At 66.5% G+C, this 23,068-nt stretch carries 24 protein-coding genes; 11 read left to right on the top strand and 13 right to left on the bottom strand.

The window, feature by feature from the left end; translation table 11 throughout:
- Positions 1-5 precede the first annotated feature (5 nt).
- A complete protein-coding gene (locus AC1DR1_RS07355; protein WP_364746839.1) occupies positions 6-1,424 on the top strand; it encodes an NtaA/DmoA family FMN-dependent monooxygenase in 1,419 nt (472 codons plus the stop codon).
- An 84-nt stretch (positions 1,425-1,508) separates the two neighbouring features.
- On the opposite strand, the gene AC1DR1_RS07350 is transcribed toward AC1DR1_RS07355, so the two are convergent.
- A complete protein-coding gene (locus tag AC1DR1_RS07350) occupies positions 1,509-2,492 on the bottom strand; it encodes an ABC transporter substrate-binding protein (RefSeq protein WP_229994884.1) in 984 nt (327 codons plus the stop codon).
- 283 nt (positions 2,493-2,775) lie between these two features.
- On the opposite strand from AC1DR1_RS07350, the gene AC1DR1_RS07345 reads away from it, so the two are divergent.
- A complete protein-coding gene (locus AC1DR1_RS07345; RefSeq protein WP_229994885.1) occupies positions 2,776-3,291 on the top strand; it encodes an SRPBCC family protein in 516 nt (171 codons plus the stop codon).
- The gene (locus AC1DR1_RS07340; RefSeq protein WP_229994886.1) at positions 3,292-3,894 is read left to right on the top strand and encodes a DUF6919 domain-containing protein; all 603 of its coding nucleotides are present in this window, start codon (positions 3,292-3,294) and stop codon (positions 3,892-3,894) included. It abuts the gene before it with no gap.
- Between the two features lie 44 nt (positions 3,895-3,938).
- Here AC1DR1_RS07340 and AC1DR1_RS07335 read toward each other — a convergent pair whose 3' ends face one another.
- Complete coding sequence (locus AC1DR1_RS07335) at positions 3,939-4,268, bottom strand: antibiotic biosynthesis monooxygenase family protein (protein ID WP_229994887.1); 330 nt, start codon at positions 4,266-4,268, stop codon at positions 3,939-3,941.
- Between the two features lie 229 nt (positions 4,269-4,497).
- On the opposite strand from AC1DR1_RS07335, the gene AC1DR1_RS07330 reads away from it, so the two are divergent.
- The 3 genes from AC1DR1_RS07330 to AC1DR1_RS07320 all read left to right on the top strand — a co-directional run bounded on the left by AC1DR1_RS07330 (position 4,498) and on the right by AC1DR1_RS07320 (position 5,902).
- Entirely contained in the window at positions 4,498-4,818 is a 321-nt protein-coding gene (locus AC1DR1_RS07330; protein WP_018774995.1) for a GYD domain-containing protein, read from the top strand.
- A gap of 88 nt (positions 4,819-4,906) precedes the next feature.
- Entirely contained in the window at positions 4,907-5,194 is a 288-nt protein-coding gene (locus AC1DR1_RS07325) for a DUF4190 domain-containing protein (RefSeq protein WP_229994888.1), read from the top strand.
- Between the two features lie 144 nt (positions 5,195-5,338).
- Positions 5,339-5,902, top strand: coding sequence for a hypothetical protein (locus tag AC1DR1_RS07320; RefSeq protein ID WP_229994889.1), 564 nt, complete (start codon positions 5,339-5,341; stop codon positions 5,900-5,902).
- Positions 5,903-6,054: 152 nt separating this feature from the next.
- Here AC1DR1_RS07320 and AC1DR1_RS07315 read toward each other — a convergent pair whose 3' ends face one another.
- Together AC1DR1_RS07315 and AC1DR1_RS07310 are read right to left on the bottom strand one after the other, a co-directional pair.
- Complete coding sequence (locus AC1DR1_RS07315) at positions 6,055-6,459, bottom strand: (R)-mandelonitrile lyase (RefSeq protein WP_229994890.1); 405 nt, start codon at positions 6,457-6,459, stop codon at positions 6,055-6,057.
- Between the two features lie 91 nt (positions 6,460-6,550).
- Positions 6,551-7,594, bottom strand: coding sequence for an NAD(P)-dependent alcohol dehydrogenase (locus tag AC1DR1_RS07310; protein WP_229994891.1), 1,044 nt, complete (start codon positions 7,592-7,594; stop codon positions 6,551-6,553).
- A gap of 144 nt (positions 7,595-7,738) precedes the next feature.
- Between AC1DR1_RS07310 and AC1DR1_RS07305 the strand changes: the two genes are divergently transcribed.
- Entirely contained in the window at positions 7,739-8,632 is an 894-nt protein-coding gene (locus AC1DR1_RS07305) for a helix-turn-helix transcriptional regulator (RefSeq protein ID WP_476992407.1), read from the top strand.
- Between the two features lie 23 nt (positions 8,633-8,655).
- On the opposite strand, the gene AC1DR1_RS07300 is transcribed toward AC1DR1_RS07305, so the two are convergent.
- The 7 genes from AC1DR1_RS07300 to AC1DR1_RS07270 all read right to left on the bottom strand — a co-directional run bounded on the left by AC1DR1_RS07300 (position 8,656) and on the right by AC1DR1_RS07270 (position 16,141).
- Complete coding sequence (locus AC1DR1_RS07300) at positions 8,656-9,075, bottom strand: DUF7793 family protein (RefSeq protein ID WP_364746833.1); 420 nt, start codon at positions 9,073-9,075, stop codon at positions 8,656-8,658.
- 396 nt (positions 9,076-9,471) lie between these two features.
- Positions 9,472-10,593 (bottom strand): ABC transporter ATP-binding protein, encoded by a 1,122-nt coding sequence (locus tag AC1DR1_RS07295; protein WP_229994894.1) that lies wholly within the window; start codon positions 10,591-10,593, stop codon positions 9,472-9,474.
- A 9-nt stretch (positions 10,594-10,602) separates the two neighbouring features.
- Positions 10,603-11,430, bottom strand: coding sequence for an ABC transporter permease (locus AC1DR1_RS07290; protein ID WP_026539571.1), 828 nt, complete (start codon positions 11,428-11,430; stop codon positions 10,603-10,605).
- The gene (locus AC1DR1_RS07285) at positions 11,417-12,301 is read right to left on the bottom strand and encodes an ABC transporter permease (protein WP_229994895.1); all 885 of its coding nucleotides are present in this window, start codon (positions 12,299-12,301) and stop codon (positions 11,417-11,419) included. Before AC1DR1_RS07285 ends, AC1DR1_RS07290 begins: the two co-directional genes overlap by 14 nt.
- Before the next feature lies 1 nt (position 12,302).
- The gene (locus AC1DR1_RS07280) at positions 12,303-13,397 is read right to left on the bottom strand and encodes an extracellular solute-binding protein (RefSeq protein ID WP_364746830.1); all 1,095 of its coding nucleotides are present in this window, start codon (positions 13,395-13,397) and stop codon (positions 12,303-12,305) included.
- 445 nt (positions 13,398-13,842) lie between these two features.
- Complete coding sequence (locus AC1DR1_RS07275) at positions 13,843-15,042, bottom strand: metal-dependent hydrolase family protein (protein WP_364746828.1); 1,200 nt, start codon at positions 15,040-15,042, stop codon at positions 13,843-13,845.
- 49 nt (positions 15,043-15,091) lie between these two features.
- A complete protein-coding gene (locus AC1DR1_RS07270) occupies positions 15,092-16,141 on the bottom strand; it encodes a LacI family DNA-binding transcriptional regulator (protein WP_364746826.1) in 1,050 nt (349 codons plus the stop codon).
- A 166-nt stretch (positions 16,142-16,307) separates the two neighbouring features.
- Here AC1DR1_RS07270 and uriH point away from each other — a divergent pair, with 166 nt between their 5' ends.
- From uriH to AC1DR1_RS07250, 4 genes are all read left to right on the top strand, one after another.
- Complete coding sequence (gene uriH, locus AC1DR1_RS07265) at positions 16,308-17,324, top strand: uridine-preferring nucleoside hydrolase UriH (RefSeq protein ID WP_364746824.1); 1,017 nt, start codon at positions 16,308-16,310, stop codon at positions 17,322-17,324.
- Positions 17,321-18,745 carry a uridine transporter UriT gene (gene uriT / locus AC1DR1_RS07260; RefSeq protein WP_229994900.1) on the top strand — a complete coding sequence of 475 codons (1,425 nt, stop codon included), beginning with the start codon at positions 17,321-17,323 and terminating at the stop codon, positions 18,743-18,745. Before uriH ends, uriT begins: the two co-directional genes overlap by 4 nt.
- Entirely contained in the window at positions 18,742-19,710 is a 969-nt protein-coding gene (locus AC1DR1_RS07255; protein WP_229994901.1) for a ribokinase, read from the top strand. The genes uriT and AC1DR1_RS07255 overlap by 4 nt, the downstream gene beginning before the upstream one ends.
- A gap of 459 nt (positions 19,711-20,169) precedes the next feature.
- Entirely contained in the window at positions 20,170-21,111 is a 942-nt protein-coding gene (locus AC1DR1_RS07250; RefSeq protein WP_364746821.1) for a M20/M25/M40 family metallo-hydrolase, read from the top strand.
- A gap of 109 nt (positions 21,112-21,220) precedes the next feature.
- Here AC1DR1_RS07250 and AC1DR1_RS07245 read toward each other — a convergent pair whose 3' ends face one another.
- The gene (locus AC1DR1_RS07245; RefSeq protein ID WP_229994903.1) at positions 21,221-22,195 is read right to left on the bottom strand and encodes a polysaccharide deacetylase family protein; all 975 of its coding nucleotides are present in this window, start codon (positions 22,193-22,195) and stop codon (positions 21,221-21,223) included.
- A 14-nt stretch (positions 22,196-22,209) separates the two neighbouring features.
- The coding region (locus AC1DR1_RS07240; RefSeq protein WP_476992406.1) for a cytosine permease at positions 22,210-23,068 on the bottom strand (859 nt) is incomplete at its 5' end.

Genomic DNA, 23,068 nt, shown 5'->3' with positions numbered 1-23,068 from the left:
TCACCATGAGCCACATCAGCCACCCCACCGCTGAATTCACCCCGTCAGGTCAGCTCCAGCTGGGCGTGTTCTTCCAAGGCGTCAACTCCGGAACCGTCTGGAAGAGCGCCGAGTCCGGCTCCCAGACTGATTTCGAATCGTTCCGGCGCATCGCCCAAACCGCCGAGCGCGGCCTGTTCGCGGCGTTCTTCCTCGGCGAAGGCCTGCGGCTGCGCGAGCACCTCGGCCGCCCGCACGCGCTCGACGTCGCCGGCCGCCCCGACGCACAGACCGCGCTGGCCGCCCTCGCGGCCGTGACCACGAACATCGGCCTGGTCGCTACCCAGAACACCACCTACAACGACCCCGCAGACCTGGCGCACCGGCTCTCCACCCTGGATCTGCTCTCCGGCGGCCGCGCGGCCTGGAACATCGTCACCACAGACAACGCCTGGACCGGCGCGAACTTCCGCCGCGGCGGCTACCTGGCCCACGCGGACAGGTACACCCACGCCGAGGCCTTCGTGGAAACCGCCAAGCGCATCTGGGACGCGTGGGGCGACGCCGCCGTCGCGGGCTCAGCCTCCGCGGCCCGGTGGTCGGCGGAGTGGGCGGTCCGGCGGGTGCGCCACAGCGGCCAGCACTACTCCGTGGACGTCACTCCGCGGCTGCCGCGCAGCGCCCAGTACCGGCCGGTACTGTTCCAGGCCGGGGATTCGCCCGAGGGCCGGGACTTCGCCGCCCGACAGGCGGACGTCATCTTTTCCGCGCACCCGCAGCTCGATGACGCGCTCGAATTCCGCCGCGACATCGTGGAGCGCACGCTTCGGGCCGGCCGGGGCGCCAACGACGTGAAGATCATGCCCGCCAGCGAGTTCATTCTCGCCGCCACACCGCGGGAGGCGCTCGAAAAGAAAGCCTGGGTCCGCAGCCTGCAGATCGGCCCGCAGCAGGCCATCGCGTACCTCGAGCAGTTCTGGGGCCGGGAGCTGCAGGGCTACGATCCCGACGGCCCTTTGCCGGACATCGACCCCGTGGTGGAAGAAACCTCCGAAACCCGCGGCAGCGGCTTCCATGGCGCCAAGGCCCGCCAACTGGCCGACCAGTGGCGGGCCGAGGCCAAGGAGAAGGGCCTGTCCATCCGCCAGTTCGTCTCGGCCAAGACCAGCCGGGGTGACTCCACCTTCACCGGCTCGTACACCGAGGTCGCGGACCGGCTCACCGAGTATGCCCGGACCGGCGCCGTCGACGGGTTCAACATCTCGCCGTGGCTCATCCCGTCCGGACTCGATGACATCGTCAACCACCTCGTGCCGGAACTGCAGGAGCGCGGCGTGTACCCCATGGAGTACGCGGGCAGCACGCTGCGGGAGAACCTCGGCCTGGCCACCCCGGTGCGCACAGCTGCCGGCGTCGATGCGGACTCCGTCATCTCACAGGCCTAAGCAAGCACCATCGATTGCTCCGTAGCCGCCCTTTTCGAGACTCAGAAGGGCGGTTACGGAGCAATCGACGTTCCGGGCAGCGGGCTACTTCTTTGGCAGGCCCGCCGGGTTCAGTTCCGACGTCGCTACGGCCTCCTCGGACAGCCCCCAGCGGTCCAGGATCTTGGCGTAGCTGCCGTCCTGGATCAGGTGGTTCAGTCCGGCCTGGGCCGCGGCGGCGAAGCCGTTGTCCTTCTTGGTGGTGACGGCGATGCTGGCCTTCAGCGGCCAGCCGCCGTCCACCAGACCCACCAGCTTGGTCTTGGCGTCCGTGGCCGCCTTGTAGGCCGCCGTGGCGTTGGGGCCGAAGGTGAGGTCCGCGCGGCCGGACTGGACGGCCAGCTGGGAGGCGGAGTCGTCGTCGAAATACTGGAACTCCACAGGCTTGAGGCCGTTCTTCTTGTTCTCTTCATCCCAGCGCAGCAGGATCGCCTCCTGGTTGGTGCCGGAGCCGACGATCACGCGCTTACCGGCGACGTCCGGGGCCGATTCGACCCTGGTGACGCTGCTGTCCGCCTTGGCGTAGAAGCCGAGCTTGTCCTCGCGGTAGCTGGCGAAGTCGAACTTGAGCTTGCGCTCTTCCGTGACGGTGACGTTGGAGAGCACGGCCTCGTACTTGCCGGAGTCGACGCCGAGCGGCCAGTCGGCCCACGCGGTCGGGACAATATCGGCCTCCAGGCCCAGCGACTCGGCCAGTGCGACGGCGAGATCCACCTCATTGCCCACCGGGGTCTTGTTGTCCGTAGCGTATACGGCCAGCGGTGCCGCGAACGGACTCACCGCCACGGTCAGTTTCCCGTCCTTCTTGATGGCGTCCGGGACCAGCGCGGCGGCCGCGGCATCCACAGTGGCCTTGATGCGGTCCTGCTGCGGGGAGAGGTTGAACTGCTTGACGCCGGAGGAGGACGACGGCGCCGCCGACGTGCCGCCGTCCGCGGCGGCGCCGGGATCGGAGCAGGCCGCGAGACCCAAGGCAGTGGTGGCCGCCAACGCGACGGCGACGCCTGATTTGAACGAAAGACTCGACATGGTTTCTCCTTGAAAGTGGTGGTCTGCGGTGCTGGTGCCAGCAACTATCCGGGGCGCGCGAAAGCCGGTCAAAGCGCCGTGAAACCGGGTGAAACCAAGGGATACAGGCGGTAATACCCGTTCATCCGGCGTCCGCGGACGCTGCCTGCGGACGCCCAGTGTTACCGAAGATTGCCCTGCGTGACGTGGCGGGAAGGAATTGTTCACGGCGGGCCGCAACTGGCCTAGCCTGCATAGAAGACCTGCAGGGTGACAGCACGACACAGGAGGGGTGAACTTGTCAGTGAGCACGCACCAGAGCACGCACCAGACCACGCACCGGCTCGGCATCAACGCCCCGGCGGACCTTGTCTTCAGCATGCTGCGGGACGCCTCACACTGGCCTTACCTCGACGGCTTGACGGTGTACTCGGAGCGCGTCGGCGGCGACGACACCGCGCATGAGCTCCGCACGTCGGTGGTTTCCAACGGTTCGCTCAGTTCGAGCCACGGCTGGCGCGTCTTTGATGCCGCCAGCCACCGCGCCGAGTTCCACCAGTTGGACCTCGAACCCCCGCTCCGGGAGCTCGGCGGCGACTGGGAGATCCGGCCCGCGGACGGGCTCTCCGTGGTCACACTTACCCACGAGTTCGAGGTCGACGACGAGCACCTCGCCGAGCGCATCAACGCGATCATCGAGGACTACAGCCGGCGTGAACTGGAGGCGCTCAAGGTCAGCTGCGAACGGTTGTCACTCTTCCTGCAGCACCACGCCCCGCAGACGCACCCAGCACCGCATCCCACAGCAAAGGAGGCCTGAATGTCGGAGGCCAGGTTCACGACGGAACGGGACAGTTTCGGCCGGCTTCTCGCGGACCGCGAAGTCTGGCGGCAGGCCACCACCATCCCCGCGGCAGGCGAGCTGACCGCCCGCTGGCTGGAGGGCAACAGCGAATACCAACCGGGGGTTTTCTCGCCCGGGTTCGACGACGAGACCACGTCCATCGCCGGAGAGCTCGCCCGGCTCAACCGCAACGGGCTCTTCACCAAGGAATCGCAGCCGGGCGTCCAGGCCGGGGGCCTCGCGCAGCGCGCCTACGTGACGGCTTTCTGCAGCCCGGAAACAGCGTCGGCCCTCCTGGCGTTGTCCACCCGGACCGGACTGGTGACGGTTGCGCACGCCCCCGGTGAGACGAGCAGCGCCTCTATCCCGGCCACCGTCCAGGACGACGAGGTCGTAACCGTGCTCGGAAGCAGCGAGGGGCCGGTCGGGGAAGACCAGCTCAGGGACTGGGCGGCCGAGACCAACGAGACATTGGCCCTCGTCCTGGCGGATGCCTGGTACGTGGAAATCTTCGATCCCGTCTGGGGCCGGAACGATGTCCTGCTGACTGCGGTATTTGAGGCGCTGCAGGCCGAATAGCATGTGTCGCCGGGCAGCCGGCGGCTACCCGGCTCCCGGAAAACTCACATATCGGTCGCGTCCCAGCCGATGCTGGCGGCCTCGTCCAGTGTGCGCGCCTCGAAATGCTCCAGCATGTCCTTCATTGCCTCGACGCCCTGCTTGAACAGGGCCGAATCCCGCCACTGCTCAATCTGTTCCAGGGATTCCCAGGGGCCGGTGCTGATGAACCGGTTCTTGACGTCGCGGTCGTGCATCAACACGGCTTTGGCGTTGGGAAAATCCTCCTTCGTTTTCCTGGCCAGGTCCCGCCAGGCCTGCACAAAATCGTTCTCGCGGCCGGGATGCACCAGCCAGATTCCGAGCGTGTAAACAGACACGTCGATCGCCTCCATTGTCCGTACGGGGTTGATAGGGCGATTATGTTCCAGTCCTCCGGCGGGCGGTAGGGCCGGATAGCCCGGCGGGCGCACTCGGGGCCCGCCAATAAACCGTTGTATGGGTGGAGCGGAAGGCCTAGCATGTGGGCAGGCCCCACTCTGGGACCAGCCCCGGACCTTCCATTATTGGGAGCGGGCACGCTTCGGAGGCCGATGTCCTGGGCGTCACAGGATAGGAAAAACGATGAGCAAATATCTGTTCGAAGCGAACTACGTTGGCGACGGGATCAAGGGCCTCATGCGTGAGGGCGGCACCAAGCGGCGTGATGCGGTCGTCGAGGCCCTCAAGTCCGTGGACGGTTCACTCGAAAGCTTCTACTACGCGTTCGGGGAGACGGACGTCGTGGGGGTCTTCGATATCCCCGACCAGGCCAACGCCGTCGCCCTGTCGCTGATGATCAATTCCACCGGCGCCGTGAACCTGCACCTGAAACCGCTCATGTCAGCCGAGGACCTCGACGCGGCAGCCAAGAAGACGCCGTCGTACCGGGCCCCGGGGCAATAGATCACGAACGCTGGGCGCGTTCTGACGGATCCCTGCCGCTGTGAACCATAGGACTAGACTCGTCCCAGCTACGTGAGAAGGGGGACTCGTGGGGTTGTCTGCGCAACAAACGCGCCAGGGCACGAACTATAACCGACTGGCCATTGTGTCGCTGGCCCTTGCTGCATTGGCCGTGATCGGCACCGCTGTCGCCAGTGTGGCGGTTCTCGCTGTCTTCGCCGTCGGAGCCGGCCATGCATCGCTCAGCCAGATCAAGGCACGCGGTGAGCGGGGACGCGGGCTGGCCCTCACCGCCCTCGTGATCGGCTACGGCGTCGCTGCCCTGGCCCTCGTATCCACGATCTACTTCGCTGCAGTCTTCGCTGTTCACCAATAGCCAGTTCACCAATAGCCGGTTCACCAGCAGCCCGTTCACCAGCAGCCGACGGCGGGCGCCGCTCGGGCGTGCCCGCTGCCTTGCCCGCGCGGCGCACCAGCGGCGACGCGTGAGTGCCCGCATGTCTGCCAGTAGGCTCAGGGCATGTCACTGAGCAAGTCACTCCACCGGGGAAGACATTGGATGCGCGGCACCGCGCTGCTGTTGGCTGTGGCCGGCGCGGCAGCAGGCCTGGCCGGGTGTGAATACACCGATGACCTGTCAGATCCGACGGCGGCGCCCACCAGGTCCGGACGGCCGGCACGTTCGCTGCCGCCACCGGTGGACCCGGGAGTCGCCACCGCGGAGAAGCGCAACCTGGATGACCTCGGAGCGGTCCTCGGCGCCCGGCCGGGCGGGATCGTCCTGGAAGGCGTCGGCGGGATCGGCGGCGGCGGATTGCGCAAGTCGGTCAAGGCCCTGGCGAAGGGGACCTACACGGTCACCGCCGCCTGCGTCGGTGCACCGACCAGCTACATTTCCATCTCCCAGGACGGCCTCCGGAACGGAGGGAAACTCGAACTGACACTCGACTGCGGCAAGGCCACCCAAGCACAGGTGGAGCTTGCGGCCGGCCCGGTCCAGGCCCAGGCCGACCGCCGTATGACCGGGCCCGGGGCCGGCGAAGTCGCCGGTTTCTGGATGGTCCCGGCCGCGCCCGGGTCGTAGCCGGGCACCGTTTCAGCGTCAAAACTTCGGGGTCAACGGCTTAACGGCAACCGCCAGAAGGCCGCCGGCAGCTGGCCCGCCAAGCGGGGCCCGTCCCCTCGCAGGCGGCAGGGCCCCGCACCGGCAGTACCGGAGGTTTAAGCGCAGCTGTGTTATTTGGTGCCGTTGTATTCCTCGTCGGTCACGAGGTCACCCCACTCGGACTCCGCGCCGCCCTCGGCGGGGGCTTCCCACATCGCAAGGTGGGTCACGAAATGGTCCGGCGCGGCACCGTGCCAGTGCCATTCGCCCGGCGGCGTGTAGATCGTGTCGCCGGGACGGATCTCCGTCACCTGTCCGCCGCGGGCCTGGACCAGGCCGACGCCTTCGGTGACGTGCAGGGTCTGCCCAACGGCGTGCGAGTGCCAGGCCGTGCGGGCGCACGGGGCAAAGTGCACGGCGTTGACGCGCATGCGGGACGGTTCGGGCTGCGGGGCCGCGATGACGTCAAACCAGACGTCGCCGGTGAACATCTGCGCCGGTCCCTTGACGCTTGGCTTCTTGGCTTGGATTTCCACTGTCATTTCCTCACAGGGTGTTTGTCTGGGTGTTGACTGGCTGGCGCGACCGGAGGCCGCGTCCCCGGGCTCGGAGGCCTGGTTCGGCGTCCTAGTTCAGGGTCGCGGTGTCAATCACAAAGCGGTAGCGGACGTCGGAGGCCAGGACGCGCTCGTAGGCGTCGTTGATCTTCGCGGCCGGGATGACCTCGATCTCGGCGCCCAGACCGTGCTCAGCGCAGAAGTTGAGCATTTCCTGGGTTTCGCGGATGCCGCCGATGGCCGAGCCGGCGAAGGAGCGGCGCCCCATGATCAGGGAGAACACGTTCACCGGGAGCGGTTCCGCGGGCGCGCCGACGTTGACCAGGGCGCCGTCGAGGGACAGCAGCTGCAGGTAGGCGCTGATGTCGATCGCGGCACTGACCGTGTTGATGATCAGGTCAAAGGTGCCGGCGAGTTCCGCGAAGGTGTTTTCGTCGCTCGTGGCGTAGTAGTGGTCCGCGCCGAGGCGAAGACCGTCTTCCTGCTTCTTCAGCGACTGGGACAGGACGGTGACGTCGGCGCCCATGGCGTGGGCGATCTTGACTGCCATGTGGCCCAGGCCGCCCAGGCCGACGATCGCGACCTTTTTGCCAGGGCCTGCGCCCCAGTGGTTCAGCGGCGAGTAAGTGGTGATGCCGGCGCACAGCAGCGGCGCGGCGACGTCGAGCTCGATGCCCTCAGGAATGGTGACCACGAAGTCTTCGTCCACCACGACGTGGGTGGAATAGCCGCCCTGGGTGATGGTGCCGTCACGGTCGACGGCGCCGTAGGTGCCGGTCATGCCCTTGAGGCAGTACTGTTCCTCGCCGGCCAGGCAGTTAACGCACTCGCCGCAGGAGTTGACCATGCAGCCGACGCCGACGCGGTCGCCGATGGTGTGCTTGGTCACGGCGGAACCGACCTCGGTGACGATCCCGGCAATTTCATGGCCGGGGACCAGTGGATAGGTCTGCGGACCCCAGTCGCCGCGGACGGTGTGGATATCCGAATGGCAGATCCCGGCGAACTTGATCTCGATCAGGACATCGTGCGGGCCCACGTCGCGGCGCTCGATGGTGGTGAGGGCGAGCGGCTCGGTCGCGGAAGGTGATGCGTAAGCGTTGACGGTAAGCAATGAATCTCCTGCTTGTTGATCGTTGGGGGTTGTTCAACGGAACACCATCCATCAAACCCGTCTTCGCAACGCTGAGGGAGTCCCTGCTGATAGGGGTACTGGCAGGGTCTCCCTCAGCGGGCCGTAAGGCCTAACGTTGATGGCATGGATAATCGAGACGCGACCCGCGAATTCCTTGCCTCGCGCCGGGCGAAGATCACCCCCGAGCAGTCGGGGCTGCCGGTCTATGGCGCCAAGCGCCGGGTGCCGGGGCTGCGCCGCGGGGAAGTCGCGATGCTGGCCGGCGTCAGCGTCGAGTATTACACCCGGCTGGAGCGGGGAAACCTGTCCGGCGTTTCGGAGGGTGTGCTGGATGCTGTGGCAAAGGCGCTGCAACTCGACGACGCCGAACGGGCCCACCTCTTCGATCTGGCCCGGGCGGCGGCCCCGGGCAGCCGGACCCGCCGTCGCCCCCGTCCCGCGGAGTCCGTCCGACGGAGCGTTCAGCTGACGCTGAACGCAATCACCAACGCGCCCGCATTTGTGCGGAACGGACGCATGGACATCGTTGCGGCCAACCCGCTGGGCTATGCCTTGTATTCGGACATGTATGTGGGTCCGGCCCGCCCGGCCAATCATGCCCGTTTCATCTTCCTGGATGGCCGCTCGCGCAGCTTCTATCCGGACTGGGAGCGTGCGGCGAACGACACCGTCGCGATCCTGCGCACCGAGGCCGGCCGCGACCCCTACGACCGCGGGCTGACCGACCTGGTGGGCGAACTATCGACCCGGAGCGAGGAATTCCGCACCCTGTGGGCCGCGCACAACGTGCGCCAGCACTACACCGGGCTCAAGCACCTCCACCACCCGGTGGTCGGGGACCTCCACCTGATGTACGAGGCCATGGATGTCTCGGCCGACGCCGGGCTGTCCCTGCTGGTCTACAACGCCGAGCCCGGCTCCGCGTCGGAGGATGCGCTGCGGCTGCTGGCCAGCTGGGCCGCGACCAACCGGCAGGTCAAGGAGGCCGAGGCAGCTTCTACGGTGGACAAGGCCTAACCGCACGGAGCAGGCCGGAGCTGTCACGCCAGGGCGGAAATGCCGTCCGCGTATCCATCGGGCTGGCCGCCGTTGGAGGTGAAGTTGTTCAGCCAGGCCATGGCGTCGTCCCTGGAAGTGAAGAACTCGTGGGGGTACCGGGTATGCCGGCTCATTGCCGCCGCAATCACGCGATCCACAGTGCTGGATCCGAGCACGGCGATCGCCAAGACCCCTGTTGTCTGCGCGAACTCGTACCTGGCGGCCGCGCTGATCTCCACATCCGTCATTTCGGAGAGCATCGGCATCGGTGTTCCGCCGCTGACCTGCGCTACGGCCCGCATGGCGTCCCTGGCGTCGTGGACATCAACAAACGAGCCGGGCTGCCAAACCGATCTGATGATGCCCGCGCTGACGCTCAGCACGTTCTTTCCATCAGCAGCTGCAATATGTCCTGGCATCATCGAAACCATTGTAGGTCCGGCCCTGCCAAGCCAGGGCTTTGGGCACGGTGTGCGTGGCGGAGCGCAAACGGTGGCCGGTTGCGGCTGCACTGGGCCCGGCTCCCCCCGGAATGGACATGCCCCACGGCGCGGAGGGCATGCCCCTTGGTCCGGCGCCACGCGCCAGCCCGGGACATGCTCTGTTGCTCTGTTGCTCTGTACGGTGCTGCCTTGCAATGAGCATGTCCCCAAAGGCCTGCGTTGACTGGACATGTCCCCCTCCGGCATTTGGACATGCCCCACGGTGCGGCCCAGGGATGGACATAGTGGGCTTATGTCCATCCCTGGGCGCCGGAACAGGGCATGTCCCCCGGAGAGAAACAGCGGAACCGGCCCAACCCCTGACCGGCTCCGGGTTCAGGACTCCAGGACCAGCAGCTGGGCCTTGTCCGCGTCCCAGCCCACCCACAGCTCCTCATCCGGCAGGATCCGGGTGCCCCTGTCTGAGCTCAGCTCGCGGAGCTGGAGTTCGTGGCCGCCGGCCGTGAGGCGGTGGCGGACCGTGGCGCCCAGATTCGTGGAGGACACCAGGGTCGCGGCGCATCCGTTGCCGGCCGAAGCCCGCGTCCTGAACTTGAGGTGCTCCGGGCGGATCGAGACGGCGTAGCTCTCGCCGCTGGCCCCGCGGTCCCGGACCTTTGCCAGGCCAAGTCCGCCGAGGTCCACAACTGCCTCCTCGCCGTTTCGCTCCACGATGGTGCACGGGATGAGGTTCGTGTCGCCGAGGAAGCTGGCCACCCAGTCGGTCATGGGGTGGTTGTACACCTCCTCCGGCGGGCCGGACTGCACGATCTTCCCGTCCCGCATCACCACGATCCGGTCCGACATGGCCATGGCCTCGTCCTGGTCGTGCGTCACGAACAGCACGGAGATGCCCAGGCTCTTCTGCAGGGTCTTGATTTCCTCCTGCATCTGCTCGCGGAGGCGCTTGTCCAGGGCTGCCATCGGCTCATCCAGCAGCAGGGCCGCCGGGTTGAAAACCAGTGCCCGGGCCAGCGCCACCCGCTGCTGCTGCCCACCGGAGAGCTGGCGGGGCTTCCGGCCGCCCATCTTGCCCAGTCCCACACGCCCGAGGGCTTCCTCCGCGCGCTGGCGCCGTTCCGCCCGCGGCACCTTCCTCATGCGGAGCGCAAACTCCACGTTTTCCAGCGCGCTCATGTGCGGGAACAGGGCATAGTTCTGAAACACCACACCGAGATTGCGGTCCCGGGGCGGCAGCGAGTCCACAGGCCTGCCGTCAATGAGGACGGTTCCGGCGGTGTGTTCTTCAAACCCCGCAACCATCATCATGGTGGTCGTCTTGCCGGAGCCGCTGGGGCCCAGGAGGGTCACGAACTCTCCAGGCTGAACCGTCAGGTCCAGCTCGTCCACGGCAACGACGTCGCCGTAGTGCTTGCTGACCTGGCGGAGCTCAATGGCGCCCTGGGCGGCTCTCCCCGTCCCGGGAATTGACTCCGCGGAAATCACTGATGCGGTCATCGACTTTCCTTACGTTTGTGCGGACACGGCCAGCGGCAGCATCCGGGTTGAAGAACGGCGCTTGAGGACAAACAGGACCTGGAGCAGCAGCCCGATTGTGGCGACGCTGACCAGCAGGGCGGACGACACCGCGATCTTCGGGGTCAGGTTGAACTGGATATCCGTGAACATCTTGACGGGCAAGGTGGTGGCACCCGGGGACTGCATGAACAGGGACATCACCGTCTCATCGATGGAGACCGAGAACGCGAAGAGCGCCCCGGAAATCAGGCCGGGCAGGATGATGGGCAGATACACGTGCCGCAGGACGGAGAGCGGACCTGCCCCGAGGCTCTGCGCCGACCGGACCAGGGCCGGGTTGAGCCCGGCGAGGCTGGCACGGGTGGTCAGGTACACATAGGGGGTCGCGATGACTGCGTGCGCCAGGCCGATGGGAACGATGCTGCCCACCATGCCGATCGAGATGAAGAACTGGTAGAAGGCCAGCGCGAGCACCACGGTCGGCACGATCATCGGCGCGAGGATCAGACCCACTACTGCGGGCTGGCCGGGGAACTTGCGCCCGTGAAGGCCGATCGCCGCGGTGGCGCCCAGCAGCACACCGATCACGACAGCGATCGCCGCCGACTGCAGGCTGGCCGTCAGGGCGGAGGTCCAGGCCCGGTCGGCGAAGAATCCGGCCACGGCGGCGAAGGAGATCCCCTCCGGCGGGAAGGTGATGTAGCGGCTGTCGTTCAGCGCGACCGGCACCACAATCGCCGTCGGAATGACGAGGAAAAGGAAGGCCGGGATGGAAAGAAGCGCCAGCAGGCGGTGCTGCGGATTAGTTGTCTTCATGTTGGCCTCCTGCCTTGAGGACGCGCTGGTAGACGGCCACGAGGATGCTGACCATGACCGTCAGGATGACGGCCAGAGCAGCGGCCCCGGAGAAGTCCGTGAGCTGTCGGGCGTAGTAGTCGATCTGGTTGGCGATCATCATGTCGCCTGGTCCGCCCATCACCACGGGCGTGATGAAGAAGCCCGTGCTGATGATGAAGACCAGCAGCCCGGCGGCGGAAATGCCGGGCATGCTCAGCGGCAGCGTGATCCTGCGGAACACGGCTCCTTCCCGTGCGCCAAGCGAGCGGGCCGCCAGCCCCAGCCGGTCATCGATCGAGGCCAGCGAGGAGAAGATCGGGAACACCGCGTACGGCAGCAGGCAGTGCACCATGCCGACGATCACGGCGAACCGGTTGTGCAGCAACGGGATCGGCGCACCCGTAAGCCCGATTCCCTGCAGGAAGGCGTTCACCATGCCGTTGTCCTGGAGCAGGACCGCCCAGGCGAAGTTTTTCACCAGGATGCCGGTCCAGAACGGCAGGAGTACGACGGCGAACAGGATCACCCGGGTGACGGTTCCGGCCCGCCACAGGACCATGGCGATGATGTAGCCGAGCACCACAGTGACGACGGTGCTCGCCAGGCTGATGGTCAGGGTGTTGACCAGTGCGCGCACCACCAGCGGGTCCTCAAGGACGCGCTGGTAGGCGTTGTCGGCGAAGCTTGCGCCGACAAGTTTGCCCAACGGCGTCAGGAACAGCACGACGTCGAAAGCAAGGATCGGGGCCAGCAGCAGCCACCAGCCGCTGCGCCGCCGTCGGGGTGCGTCAGCAGAAGGCGGCGCACCGCGGCCGCGGGGCCGCGTCCGTTCGAGGGTTGCGTTGCTCATCTCAGCTGGCCTGCCAGAGCTTAAACTGCTGCTCGGTCTTCTTCAGGTTCTGCGACCACCATTTGTCGTCGCGGACCAGGATCTTGTCCGCGAGCCGGGGGCTGGTGGGAAGCGTGTCCGCGATTTCCTTCGGCAGCTTGGACAGCGCCGGGGTGTTGGCCAGGGTCAGGTTGGTGACCTTGTCGAACGCTGCGCCGGCCTCCGCGTCGTTGGACATGAAGTTCATCAACTTGAAGGCGGCTTCCTTGTTCTTGGCGCCCTTCGGCACCACGAAGTAGTCGCCGGCGAGGACGGCGTTTTCGGCGGAGAAGTTCAGCTTGGCGCCGTCATTGCGGGCTGCGTTAATGCGGTTGTTGAAGCTGGTGGAGAGGGAGACCTCGCCGGAGGTGAGCTGCTGGATGGGCTCCTGGTTGGCGGCGTGGTAGAGCAGCCGGTCCTTGCCCGGGTGCTGGCCCAGGACCCTCAGGGCCCGGTCGACGTCGAGAGGGTAGACCTGGTCGAACGGGACACCGTCGGCCAGCAGGGCGGCTTCCAGGACGGAGCTGTCGGACAGCTGGTTGTACACCGAGCGCTTGGTGTTGTACTTGCCCTGGTCGAAGAACTGGGCCCAGTCCTTCGGGGCCTGCGCGTCAGAAATGACCTTCTGGTCCCACGCCATGACGAACAGGAAGCTCAGGTACTTGATGCCGTATTCGGCCTTCGCGTATCCCGGCAGTCCCTTGTCACTGATGATGTCGTAGTCGAACTTCTCCAGCAGCCCCTCGGCCACGGCTACCTCATACTCCGGCGCCGTGATTTCCACGAGGTCCCACTGCACGTCGCCGGACTGGACCTGGGCCTTGAGCGCGGCCAGGCTGGTGTTGGCCAGCAGCGTCGTCTGGATCCCCGACTGCTTGGAGAACGGGTCCAGGATCGTCTGGGTCAGCTGGTCGTTGTAGGAGCCACCGTAGGACGTGACCGTCACCGTCTTGTTCGCGGCGGCACTTTCGGCGGGCTTGGCCGCGCAGCCGGAGAGCGCCAGACCCGCAAACGGCGTCAGTGCTGCCGCCTTGAGGAGCTGCCTGCGGTCAAAGGGAGTGGAACGGAATTCTGTCATGGGGGACAGTGCCTCTCATGTACGCGGGCACGCCGAAAGAAGGCGCGCCGGATTGCGGGCGTGGTGGGGTGCGGTGCGTGTGGTTGCGTGTAGCGCAGGGAAAAGAGGAAGGGACAGCGGCGGTTCGCGCGCGCCATCCATTCCACCTGGAGATCTCGAGTCCGCCTTCCGGCGGCTTTTCGGTTTCGCAACTCTAACTGTGAAGTTGCTCACTAGTCAACAGTTGTATTGCTTTGAGAAACAACGGGATTTCTGTCCCGCGCGCTCCCCTAACGCCGACTTCCGCTGCCCTCCCGGGCATCTCCAGATCCACGGACCGCCCCTGGCCGGATCATGAAGAATGCGCCTGAACCGGCCGGGGACGTGAAGACCACGCTCGATTCCTCGATCGGCGGCTTGGAACACCTCATGGTCCACCCGACACCCGCCGCGTGAGCCGCGGGGATCACTGAATGATGCGGCCGTCGTGGATAACAGTCCTCGGCCTGTCCTGGTCCCAGAGAACTGCCGGGTCCGCAAAGGGGTCGCCGTCCAGGATCACGGCATCGCCTGCCATCCCGGGTCCGATGCGCCCGATGCTTGGGTCCTGAAGAAGTTCCGCGTTGACCGAGGTCAGCGACCTCAGCGTCTCCAACACCCCCGCCGCCTCGATCTGCAGCCGAATGCCGACGAGCTGATCGTCCTCAAGGTCCCCCATCAGGTCAGACCCGAAGCCCACTTTGACTCCCGCCTGCAGGGCCAGTTCCACAGCGACCTTTCCAGCCTCAAGCACCTCGGCGTTCTTGGCCTGGGAAACGGGGTTCAGACCCAGCCCCGCTCCCCTTCGGCTCATGGCATCGTAGGCCGCAAGCGTCGGCACGAGGAAGCTTCCGTGCCCGGCCATCATCTGCGCCGTGTCCCGGTCCAGGAGGTTCCCGTGTTCTATGGAACGTACCCCGTTTTCCACGGAATGCCGGATTGCCTCGGGTGAATACGCATGGGCCGCAACGTAGCTGTTGCGCCGGGTGGCCTCGTCCACCACCGCCCGGACTTCTTCTGCTGAATACTGCGGTAGGCGGATGGGATCGGTCAGGGAGACGACGCCTCCGGAAGCCATGATCTTGATGGCATGGCTTCCCGTGCGGAACCGGTCACGGACTGCCCGGCGCAGGTTGTCCACACCGTCCACTACTGCGCACATGTGACCGTGATCGAAGCAGACGTCCAGATCCGCGGACCGGGGATCCCCATGGCCACCAGTCTGGCTGAGAGCCGGACCCGTGTAGTAGTACCTTGGAGCCGTGACCAGGCCGCTGCGGATGGCGCGGGCGAGCCCGCTGTCCCCGCCGGCCACGTCGCGGACGGTTGTGAATCCCCGCTGCACCGCGGCGCCCAAGCGGCGCGCCCCCACCAGGGCTGTGTAGCTCAGGAGCGAGCGCTCAACCTCAAGGCCGCCCAGACCAACGGCGTACGCATGAAAATGGGCATCAATGAGCCCGGGCACCACTACACGGCCGCCGGCGTCGATCACCTCGCCGTCGGGGATGACGTCCCCGGTCTCCTGAATGACCCCGTCCCGGAACAGGATGGATCCGCTTGCCAACTCGGGCGAATGTCCGTCAAAGATCCGGGCGTTCTGGATGGTCAGGGCGGCTGCGTTTGTCATGCTGACAACTCCTCGGTGAGACGTTCGCGGTTGGGCTCAGTCCGATTTTCTAGGTGCTGGCCGGTTCCGTGGAACCGCGCACCATCAGCGAGCCCTGGAGGATCAGCTGGGGCTGTTCCAGGGCCTGGCCCTCCATGAGCCTGCGGAGCTGCTCGCCGGCCTTGGCCCCGAGGGCGTCGCCCGGGAGGTGGACGCTGGTCAGGCCCGGGTTGGACGTGGCCGAATAGGGCAGGTCATCGAAGCCCGCCACGGCGAGCTCCTGCGGAATGCGGACGCCGGCCACCCGGGCTTCCTGCAGCACCCCGTAGGCATGGGTATCGGTGGCGCAGACGACGGCGGTAACACCGTCCCGCTGCCAACTCGGCCACGCCGCGGCGAATGCTCCGGCGGCGGCGCCGACGTCAATGGTGGTGCCGATGACATGGTCCGCGGCCACGATGATGCCCACCGCCGCGGACTCCTCCAGGAATGCCGCCCGCCGGATATCGAAGGTCGCCGTGCCGGTCACACTGTCCATGTACGCCGCCCGTTTGTGTCCGGCCCCCGCCAGGTGCCGGGCCAGCTGCCGGGCGCCGTGCCCGACGTCGAGGTTCACCGACGGGGCGAAGGACTCCAAGCCGGGTGCGTCCAGCAGGACCAACGGCCCGGCTGCGGAAAGATCCCGAAGGAACGCCGCGCTGGGCGCATCCACCAGCAGCCCGGCCGGCCGCAAAGCCAGAAGCTTGCGGACATCATCGACGCGCGGGGACTCGCCGGCGTCCGTGACGGAGAGCAGCAGCTGGTAGTTGGCGCCCAGGGCGCCGCGGACACCGGCAATGACCTTGGCGAAAAATGGGTTGGAGATGTCCGGTGCCACCAGAATCACGATCGAGCTGATGCCCTTGGCCAGCGAACTGCCAATGCTGTCCACCACGTAGCCAAGTTCGGCAATGGCTTCCCGCACCCGCGAAATGTTGTCTTCCGACACCCGCCCCTGGGTCTTCCCGTTGGCCACCAGGGAGACCGTTGCGGTGGAGACCCCGGCCCGCTCGGCCACCATCGCCGCGGTGACGCGCGGGGTGCGCCCCCGAAGTTCGTGCACTTGTTCGCCGGATTCCATACCTCGATCGTAGCCGGGAGGGGTGCGTCGCACCCGCCACAATACATCAAGCGCTTGACGTAATGAACGTTAAGCGCTTGACGTTGACTCCGGGACAGTGTCAAACTCACTCTGAACGCTTTATCGCACCGCCCCGGCGGACCCCCAACGACGTGGAGATATTTACGTGGATCCCATCACCCTGAACCCGGAACGCAGGAAGATCATCCTGGACTGCGACCCGGGCCATGACGACGCCGTGGCCATGCTGCTGGCTCACGGCAATCCGAACATTGAGTTGCTCGCCGTCACGACGGTCGTCGGCAACCAGACCCTCGAAAGGGTCACCCGCAACGCCCTGTCCGTCGGCACGATTGCCGGCATCACCGGCGTCCCCTTCGCCGCCGGCTGCGATCGGCCCTTGGTCCGCAGCATCGAGACCGCTCCCGACATCCACGGTGACAGCGGCATGGACGGCCCCGCCCAGCCCGAATCCAGTATCGAACTGGACCCGCGCCACGCCGTCGATCTCATCATCGACACCGTCATGGCGCATGAGCCCGGCACCGTGACGCTGGTGCCGACGGCAGGACTGACGAACATCGCCATGGCGGCCCGCAAGGAACCGCGCATCGTGGAACGCGTGAAAGAAGTTGTCCTCATGGGCGGCGGGTACCACGTAGGCAACTGGAGCGCCGTTTCCGAATTCAACATCATCATCGACCCCGAGGCCGCACACATTGTGTTCAACGAACCCTGGCCGGTGGTCATGGTCGGCTTGGACCTCACGCACCAGGCCCTCGCGACCCCCGAAGTCGTGGAAAAAATCGCTGCCGTGGGGACCGGGCCGGCCCAGTTCGTGCTGGAACTGATGGAATTCTTCACCAAGACCTACAAGGACGCCCAGGGCTTTGACTACCCGCCCGTCCACGACCCCTGCGCCGTGGCCTACGTCATCGATCCCACGGTCATGTCCACCCGCAAAGTGGCGGTGGACATCGAGCTGCAGGGCCGGTTGACGCTTGGCATGACCGTGGCCGATTTCCGGGCCCCGGCACCGGCGGACTGCCACACCTCCGTGGCTGTGGACCTCGACCACGGGAAGTTCTGGGACCTCGTCACCGACGCGCTGGTGCGCATCGGCGACGTGGACCCGTCCGCTGCCGTCAGCATCGGCGCAGGGACCGGAGGAGCCAACTCATGAGCACCCTGACCTACGAATCCAAGACCACGCGCAGAAGTGTTACTGCCCTCACCGCCGCATTGTTGACGGCCTGCGTTGCTTTCCAGCTCAATGCCTCAATGCTCAGCCCTGCCCTGGTCACGATGGGCAACGAACTCAACACGGATCAGGCCGTGATCGGCCTGTCGCAGACCTGGTTCTTCACCGCGGCGGCATTGTTTTCCCTCTTCCTGCCGCGCCTTAGTGACATTGTGGGGCGCAAGAAGATCCTGCTGGGCATGATGGTGATGATGGCTGTCGGCTCCCTGATCGCGGCTATGGCCCCTGACATCACCTGGCTCTTCGTCGGACGCATCGTCCAGGGAGTCAGCGGCCCCACCGTCCCGCTGTGCCTGATCATGTTGCGGTCGGCCGTCAGCGACCCGCGGAAGTACGGCGCCCTCATGGGCCTGATCACCGCCGTCAACGGCGGGGTTGCCGGTGTGGACTCGTTTGTCGGTGGCTACTTCGCCGAACACTTCGGGTTCCGCAGCATCTTCTGGCTCATGGTCGCACTGGCCGTCGTGGCGGCAGGCCTCGTCGCCCTCCTGGCAGGTGAAAGCAAGCCAGCGATGGGCACCAAAATGGACTGGCCCGGCGTGGTCTTCATCGTCATCGCGGTCGGCGCCCTGCTGACAGCCCTCAACGAGGCCTCGAAGCTGGTCGGCGCGTTTTCTCCCGGCACACTTGCGCTGGCCATCGGCCTGATCGCCGTTGCCGCTATCGCCTTCTGCGGGTTCTGGATCGTGGAAAAGCGCACGCCGCAGCCTATGGTGGAGACCGCCCACCTGCGTCAGCGCTCGACGTGGGCGCCGCTGTTGACCACAACACTGACCATGACCGGCGTCTTCGCGGTCATCAACGGCATTGTCCCCGCCTACGTGCAGGCCACGGCCCCGGGCTTCGGCGTGGGACCCACCGAAATGTCACTCATCATCCTCACTCCCTATGCCCTTCTGGGGTGGGTGGTCGGCCCCATCAGCGGCCGTCTGGCCCCGGTTCTTGGCTACACCAAGGTGCTGCGGATCGGCATGGCCGGCAGCGTCGTGGCCCTGGCCGTCATTGCCTTCTACGGTCTCAGCAGCCTGCCGATGATGATTGCCGGAACAGCGTTGCTGGGCATCATGTACGCGGGGACGGTCAACATCATGCTGAACGGCCTTGGCGTTGTCCTCTCCCCCGAAGGCAACCCCGGCTTCCTCCCCGGCATGAACGCCGGCGCGTTCAACCTGGGCGCGGGCCTGAGCTTCCTGGTCCTGCCGGCGGCGCTCGTGGCTTCCTCCGCACTGGGCGATGCCCAGGCTTCCTACCTGACCGCGATCGTTGTGGGACTTATCATCACCGTGGCGGCATTCGCTGCATCACTGCTGATTCCCAAGCCCGTAGAAGCTGAGGCAAAATGACCATCCCGACCCCGCCTCCGATCGTCGTCGTCGGATCGCTGAACGCGGACCTGACCATCTACTGCGACAGGCTCCCGCTCCCCGGCGAAACAGTGCACGGGAACGGTTTTGCGGTCAACCCCGGAGGGAAGAGCGCCAACCAGGCCGTCGCCGCGAGCAAGCTCGGGGGACGGGTCTTCCTGATCGGCGCGGTCGGCGACGACAGCAACGGGAACATGCTCCTGGCATCCACCGCCGGGGCGGGCGTGGATATTTCCCACGTCCGCCGCGCTCCCGATACCGCGACCGGCGTCGCCGTCATCTCCGTAGACGCGAACGGTGAGAACAACATCATCATCTCGGCCGGGGCCAACGGCACGCTGACGCCGGAGGATGTTGCCGCCTCCATCGAAGTGTTCCAGGGCGCGTCCGTGGTGTGCCTGTGCCTCGAAGTCGGCCTCGCCACGGTCGAAGCCGCGGCCCGGTTGGGCCACGACGCCGGTGCGACAGTTCTGCTCAACCTCTCGCCGTACGCCGAGATCCCGGCGAGCCTCGCAGATCTCTGCGACGTTCTGCTCGTGAACGCGCATGAGGCGTCGCTGTTCCTGGGCGGCACCGCCGTACCCGACGCCGACGCGGACACCGCGGCATGGGCGCCGGTCCGGGCCAAGTTCGCCGATCGCGGACTGCACCGCGTTGTGGTCACTTTGGGGGCCAACGGCTCCGTCGTCCTGGACTCCGGGACCGGGGCCGGGGCTGGGGCTGGGGACCACATCACCCGCATTGAACCCACCAGGGTTGAGGCCACGGACACCACCGGAGCGGGTGATGCGTTCACCGGCGCCGTGGCTGCGCGCCTTGCCGCCGGCGCATCGCTCCCGGCCGCTGCCGCCTTCGCATCCGTTGCAGCGGCCTTGGCAGCGACCAGGAAGGGCACGCAAACGGCGTACCCGGAAGCGGCCGACGTTCAGGGAATGCTGGCGTAACGGCCACCCCCACCAGTTGGGACCGCCACGGGAGTGGGCGCTGCAGATACTGTCTGTGGCGCCCACTACCGGTTAAGCTCCGGACATGCCCGGTGGCCATGTCATGGCAGCAAACAATATGCACAGCAGATTCACAGCGAGGCGCTATGGAAGTTACAGCCGCAAGGCCGAGAATGGTTCGACCTGATAGGAGTATTTGCCGGGCGATGGCGGCCGCGACTTACTGGAGCATCAGTGGCGAGCGTCTTGACTAATCGAGCCGAAATCAAGCGAACGTGTACCGACTAGTGATGGGCTCCCAGCATTATCACTCTGCGCAAGCATGTACTTCCCTCGCTCCTCGCCCTGGTCCTGCTATCGACGTCGGCCTGTACGTCCGGGACAGCAGCCGGCTCCCCGTCCGGTGCCGCGCCGAGCCAATCCGCCAAGCCCGCCAAGTCCGCGAGCCCCAGTGTTGCCGTGCCGCAGCTGGCGCCCGTCAGCACGGTGGACGCGCGCACCGTGCTGGCGGCTTTCAAGTCCCGGGACATGGTGGGGCATATGCAGGCGCTGCAGCGGGTGGCCGATGCCAATGGCGGCAACCGCGCGTCGGGCACCTCCGGTTATGAGGAATCGGCCCGCTATGTCGAGGAGCAGCTGCGGGCAGCCGGGTATGCGCCGGTGCGGCAGGCCTTCACGTTCAAAGAGGACGGCCGGCGCGGGAAGACGGTGGAATCCTTCAACATCCTGGCCGACACCGGCGGCGATGCCGGGCACACCGTGGTGGTGGGCGCGCACCTGGACTCCGTGCAGGAGGGCCCGGGCATTGACGACAACGGCAGCGGGGTGGCGGCGGTCCTGGAGACCGCGCGGTGGATGAAGGAGGCCGGGATCACGCCGGTCAACCGGGTCCGGTTCGCGTTCTGGGGCGGGGAGGAGGACGGCCTCTACGGGTCCCAGCACTACGTCGACGAGCTCAGCCAGGCCGAGCTCAGCCAGACCGCGGTGAACCTGAACGTGGACATGGTGGCCTCGCCCAACGGCGTGCGCTCCGTCCATGACGGGGACGGCACGGACTTCGGCCACGCCGGTCCCGCCGGGTCCAAGGCGATCGAGGACCTCTTCTTCCGCTACTTCGAGGAGAACGCGCTGCCCGCCGAGACGACGCCCTTTGACGGCGGGTCCGACTACGACGCCTTCCTCTCGGCCGGCATTCCAGGCGGCGGGCTGTTCACCGGCGATGAGAAGAAAAAGACCCAGGCCCAGGCCCAGACCTATGGCGGGGTGGCCGGCAAGGACCTCGACCCCTGCTACCACGAAGCCTGCGACACCATCGCCAACACCAACCCGGAACTGCTCCAGGAAATGTCGGGCGCCCTGGCCTACGCCACCGTGGCCTACGCAATGGCGAAGACCGGCTAACTGCCCCGGTTGCCGATGAGACCGGACGCCCACACAGGAAGGTCCCCGGAACGGCACCTTCTGGAGGGGCCGTGCCGGGGACCTGTGCTTCCTGGGGCCAAACTGTGCCCTAGATTTCGGCCCCGCGTCGCGCCGGGGCTCCTTGGGGCTGCCGCACGGCGGCCGGCGTGAACCGTGCGCCGGTGTCCGGGAATCCGGGCACGGCAACGCGGGCATGGGTGTGGATCTCCTCGACGGAGTCGCGCGTGTGTTGCGCGATCTTCTCCATGGTGGTGACCCACATGCCGTCCATGGATTTAACCCGGTCCATCAGCTGTTCCAGGGCCACGGCCTTGGACGGCCGGCCGGAGATGAAGGGGTGGTTGGTCAGGACGAAGCAGCTCCCGGCAGCGTGGTGCGCTTCGGCCTCCAGCGTCCACATTTCCAGGACCTTGGCCGGGCTTTCGATGACACCGCTTCCGGTGACGCCCGGGTAGAAGGCGTACTGCTCCCAGTCGTCCAGAGCCCAGTCGACGGGGATTTCCACGAGGTCGCGGGGGTCCCCCTCGGCAACGCTGAAGCGGTAGGGCGCGTCGCCGTCGAGCAGGCTTGAGTCATAAAGGAACCCGCGGTCGGCAAGGAGCGTTGCGGAATGCCAGTTGAGCTCCCACCACGGTGCACGGTATCCGGTCGGCCGGACGCCGGCGGCCTTGGCCAGGGCATCCAGGCCCCGGTCCAGGTACCGTGCCTCCGTGGCGGCGTCGATGCCCTGCATGTGTTCGTGCAGGTAGCCGTGGTGGGCGATCTCGTGGCCGCCGTCCGCAATCCGGCGGACTACGTCCGGGTAGCATTCGGCCGTGAAGCCCGGGACGAAGAACGTCGCCTGGATCTCCTGTCGCTCGAGGATTTGCAGGATCCGTGGGACGGCGACCTTGGGCCCGTAGGACTGGTGCGTCATGAGCGACATGCGCCTGGTGCTCTGCGGGTCATGGGCGATGGTGCAGGATTCGGCGTCGACGTCGAAGGTGAAGGACGCCGCGGCACGGTGGCCGTCGGGCCAGGTGATGGGATGGGCGGTGTCAGCAAAGGCGGGGAAGAAGTTCACGGGTTGATCTCCTGCTAAACGGCGGGGGTGGTTGACGTGACCGGAAGGCCGGTTGCGTCAGGTGAATCTGCGGTCTGTTCGCTGGGGGCGGGGACATCCAGGAACTTGCGGTGGAACCGCGGTCCGAGGACGGCGTAGGCGGCGGCGCTGGCCAGTCCCCCGGCGAGCCAGGACAGGTCCCATCCGCCCAGCGCGACGGCGATGGGCCCCTGCATGGCCGGCACCAATCCGTACATGAACAGCCAGGTGGCGAAGATGCCGATGAGCAGGGAGGCGATGCCGGCCGGGTTCACGCCGGGCAGCCGCTTGGTGCCGACGGCGTCGAAGAGCCTGTCTGGGTTGCCGGGCCAGCGTTTCTCGATCCAGAAGTAGTGGACCAGCATGACTCCGCCCCAGGCAGCCACCCAGGCGACCAGCCCAATCAGCCAGGCGTCCAGTACCGTGGCGAAGTCCTCCTGGAAGATGAAGAAGATCACGACTGCCAGGGAGAAGACGCCGACGAACAGGTTCAACTTGCGCCTGCTGATGGAGATGTCCAGCGCCTGTGTGGCGACGGAAAAGGTGTAGATGTTCAAGATGTTGGTCGCGATCGGGCCGTGCAGCACCATGAGCAGCACGGGGAGGGCCAGCGCGCCGAAGTTCAGGACGATGAGTTTGCCGGGGTCTATTTCCCCTGTGTTGGTGGCCAGGCTGGCACCCAGGATGCCCAGCCAGACGACCGGGATGAACTGGCCCAGCACCGACGCGAGGTAGACCTTGCGCTTGGGCACCGTGGTGCTGACGAAGCGGGAGTAGTCCGCGGCGTAGGTGAACCAGGTGATGCCCCAGCCGATGCCGATGGCCGTCATGACCGCGCTCATCGCGGCGATGCGT

Source organism: Arthrobacter sp. P4_F10 (genome assembly GCF_056401435.1).
This window is presented reverse-complemented; position numbering and strand designations above follow the sequence as displayed.

What these genes read in the sequence shown, in the direction of transcription:
- AC1DR1_RS07355 (WP_364746839.1), top strand. Translation starts at nt 6, where the DNA reads ATGAGCCACATCAGCCACCCCACCGCTGAATTCACCCCGTCAGGTCAG.
- AC1DR1_RS07350 (WP_229994884.1), bottom strand. Translation starts at nt 2,492, where the DNA reads ATGTCGAGTCTTTCGTTCAAATCAGGCGTCGCCGTCGCGTTGGCGGCC.
- AC1DR1_RS07340 (WP_229994886.1), top strand. Translation starts at nt 3,292, where the DNA reads ATGTCGGAGGCCAGGTTCACGACGGAACGGGACAGTTTCGGCCGGCTT.
- AC1DR1_RS07335 (WP_229994887.1), bottom strand. Translation starts at nt 4,268, where the DNA reads ATGGAGGCGATCGACGTGTCTGTTTACACGCTCGGAATCTGGCTGGTG.
- AC1DR1_RS07330 (WP_018774995.1), top strand. Translation starts at nt 4,498, where the DNA reads ATGAGCAAATATCTGTTCGAAGCGAACTACGTTGGCGACGGGATCAAG.
- AC1DR1_RS07320 (WP_229994889.1), top strand. Translation starts at nt 5,339, where the DNA reads ATGTCACTGAGCAAGTCACTCCACCGGGGAAGACATTGGATGCGCGGC.
- AC1DR1_RS07305 (WP_476992407.1), top strand. Translation starts at nt 7,739, where the DNA reads ATGGATAATCGAGACGCGACCCGCGAATTCCTTGCCTCGCGCCGGGCG.
- AC1DR1_RS07300 (WP_364746833.1), bottom strand. Translation starts at nt 9,075, where the DNA reads ATGATGCCAGGACATATTGCAGCTGCTGATGGAAAGAACGTGCTGAGC.
- AC1DR1_RS07295 (WP_229994894.1), bottom strand. Translation starts at nt 10,593, where the DNA reads ATGACCGCATCAGTGATTTCCGCGGAGTCAATTCCCGGGACGGGGAGA.
- AC1DR1_RS07290 (WP_026539571.1), bottom strand. Translation starts at nt 11,430, where the DNA reads ATGAAGACAACTAATCCGCAGCACCGCCTGCTGGCGCTTCTTTCCATC.
- AC1DR1_RS07285 (WP_229994895.1), bottom strand. Translation starts at nt 12,301, where the DNA reads ATGAGCAACGCAACCCTCGAACGGACGCGGCCCCGCGGCCGCGGTGCG.
- AC1DR1_RS07280 (WP_364746830.1), bottom strand. Translation starts at nt 13,397, where the DNA reads ATGACAGAATTCCGTTCCACTCCCTTTGACCGCAGGCAGCTCCTCAAG.
- AC1DR1_RS07275 (WP_364746828.1), bottom strand. Translation starts at nt 15,042, where the DNA reads ATGACAAACGCAGCCGCCCTGACCATCCAGAACGCCCGGATCTTTGAC.
- AC1DR1_RS07270 (WP_364746826.1), bottom strand. Translation starts at nt 16,141, where the DNA reads ATGGAATCCGGCGAACAAGTGCACGAACTTCGGGGGCGCACCCCGCGC.
- uriT (WP_229994900.1), top strand. Translation starts at nt 17,321, where the DNA reads ATGAGCACCCTGACCTACGAATCCAAGACCACGCGCAGAAGTGTTACT.
- AC1DR1_RS07255 (WP_229994901.1), top strand. Translation starts at nt 18,742, where the DNA reads ATGACCATCCCGACCCCGCCTCCGATCGTCGTCGTCGGATCGCTGAAC.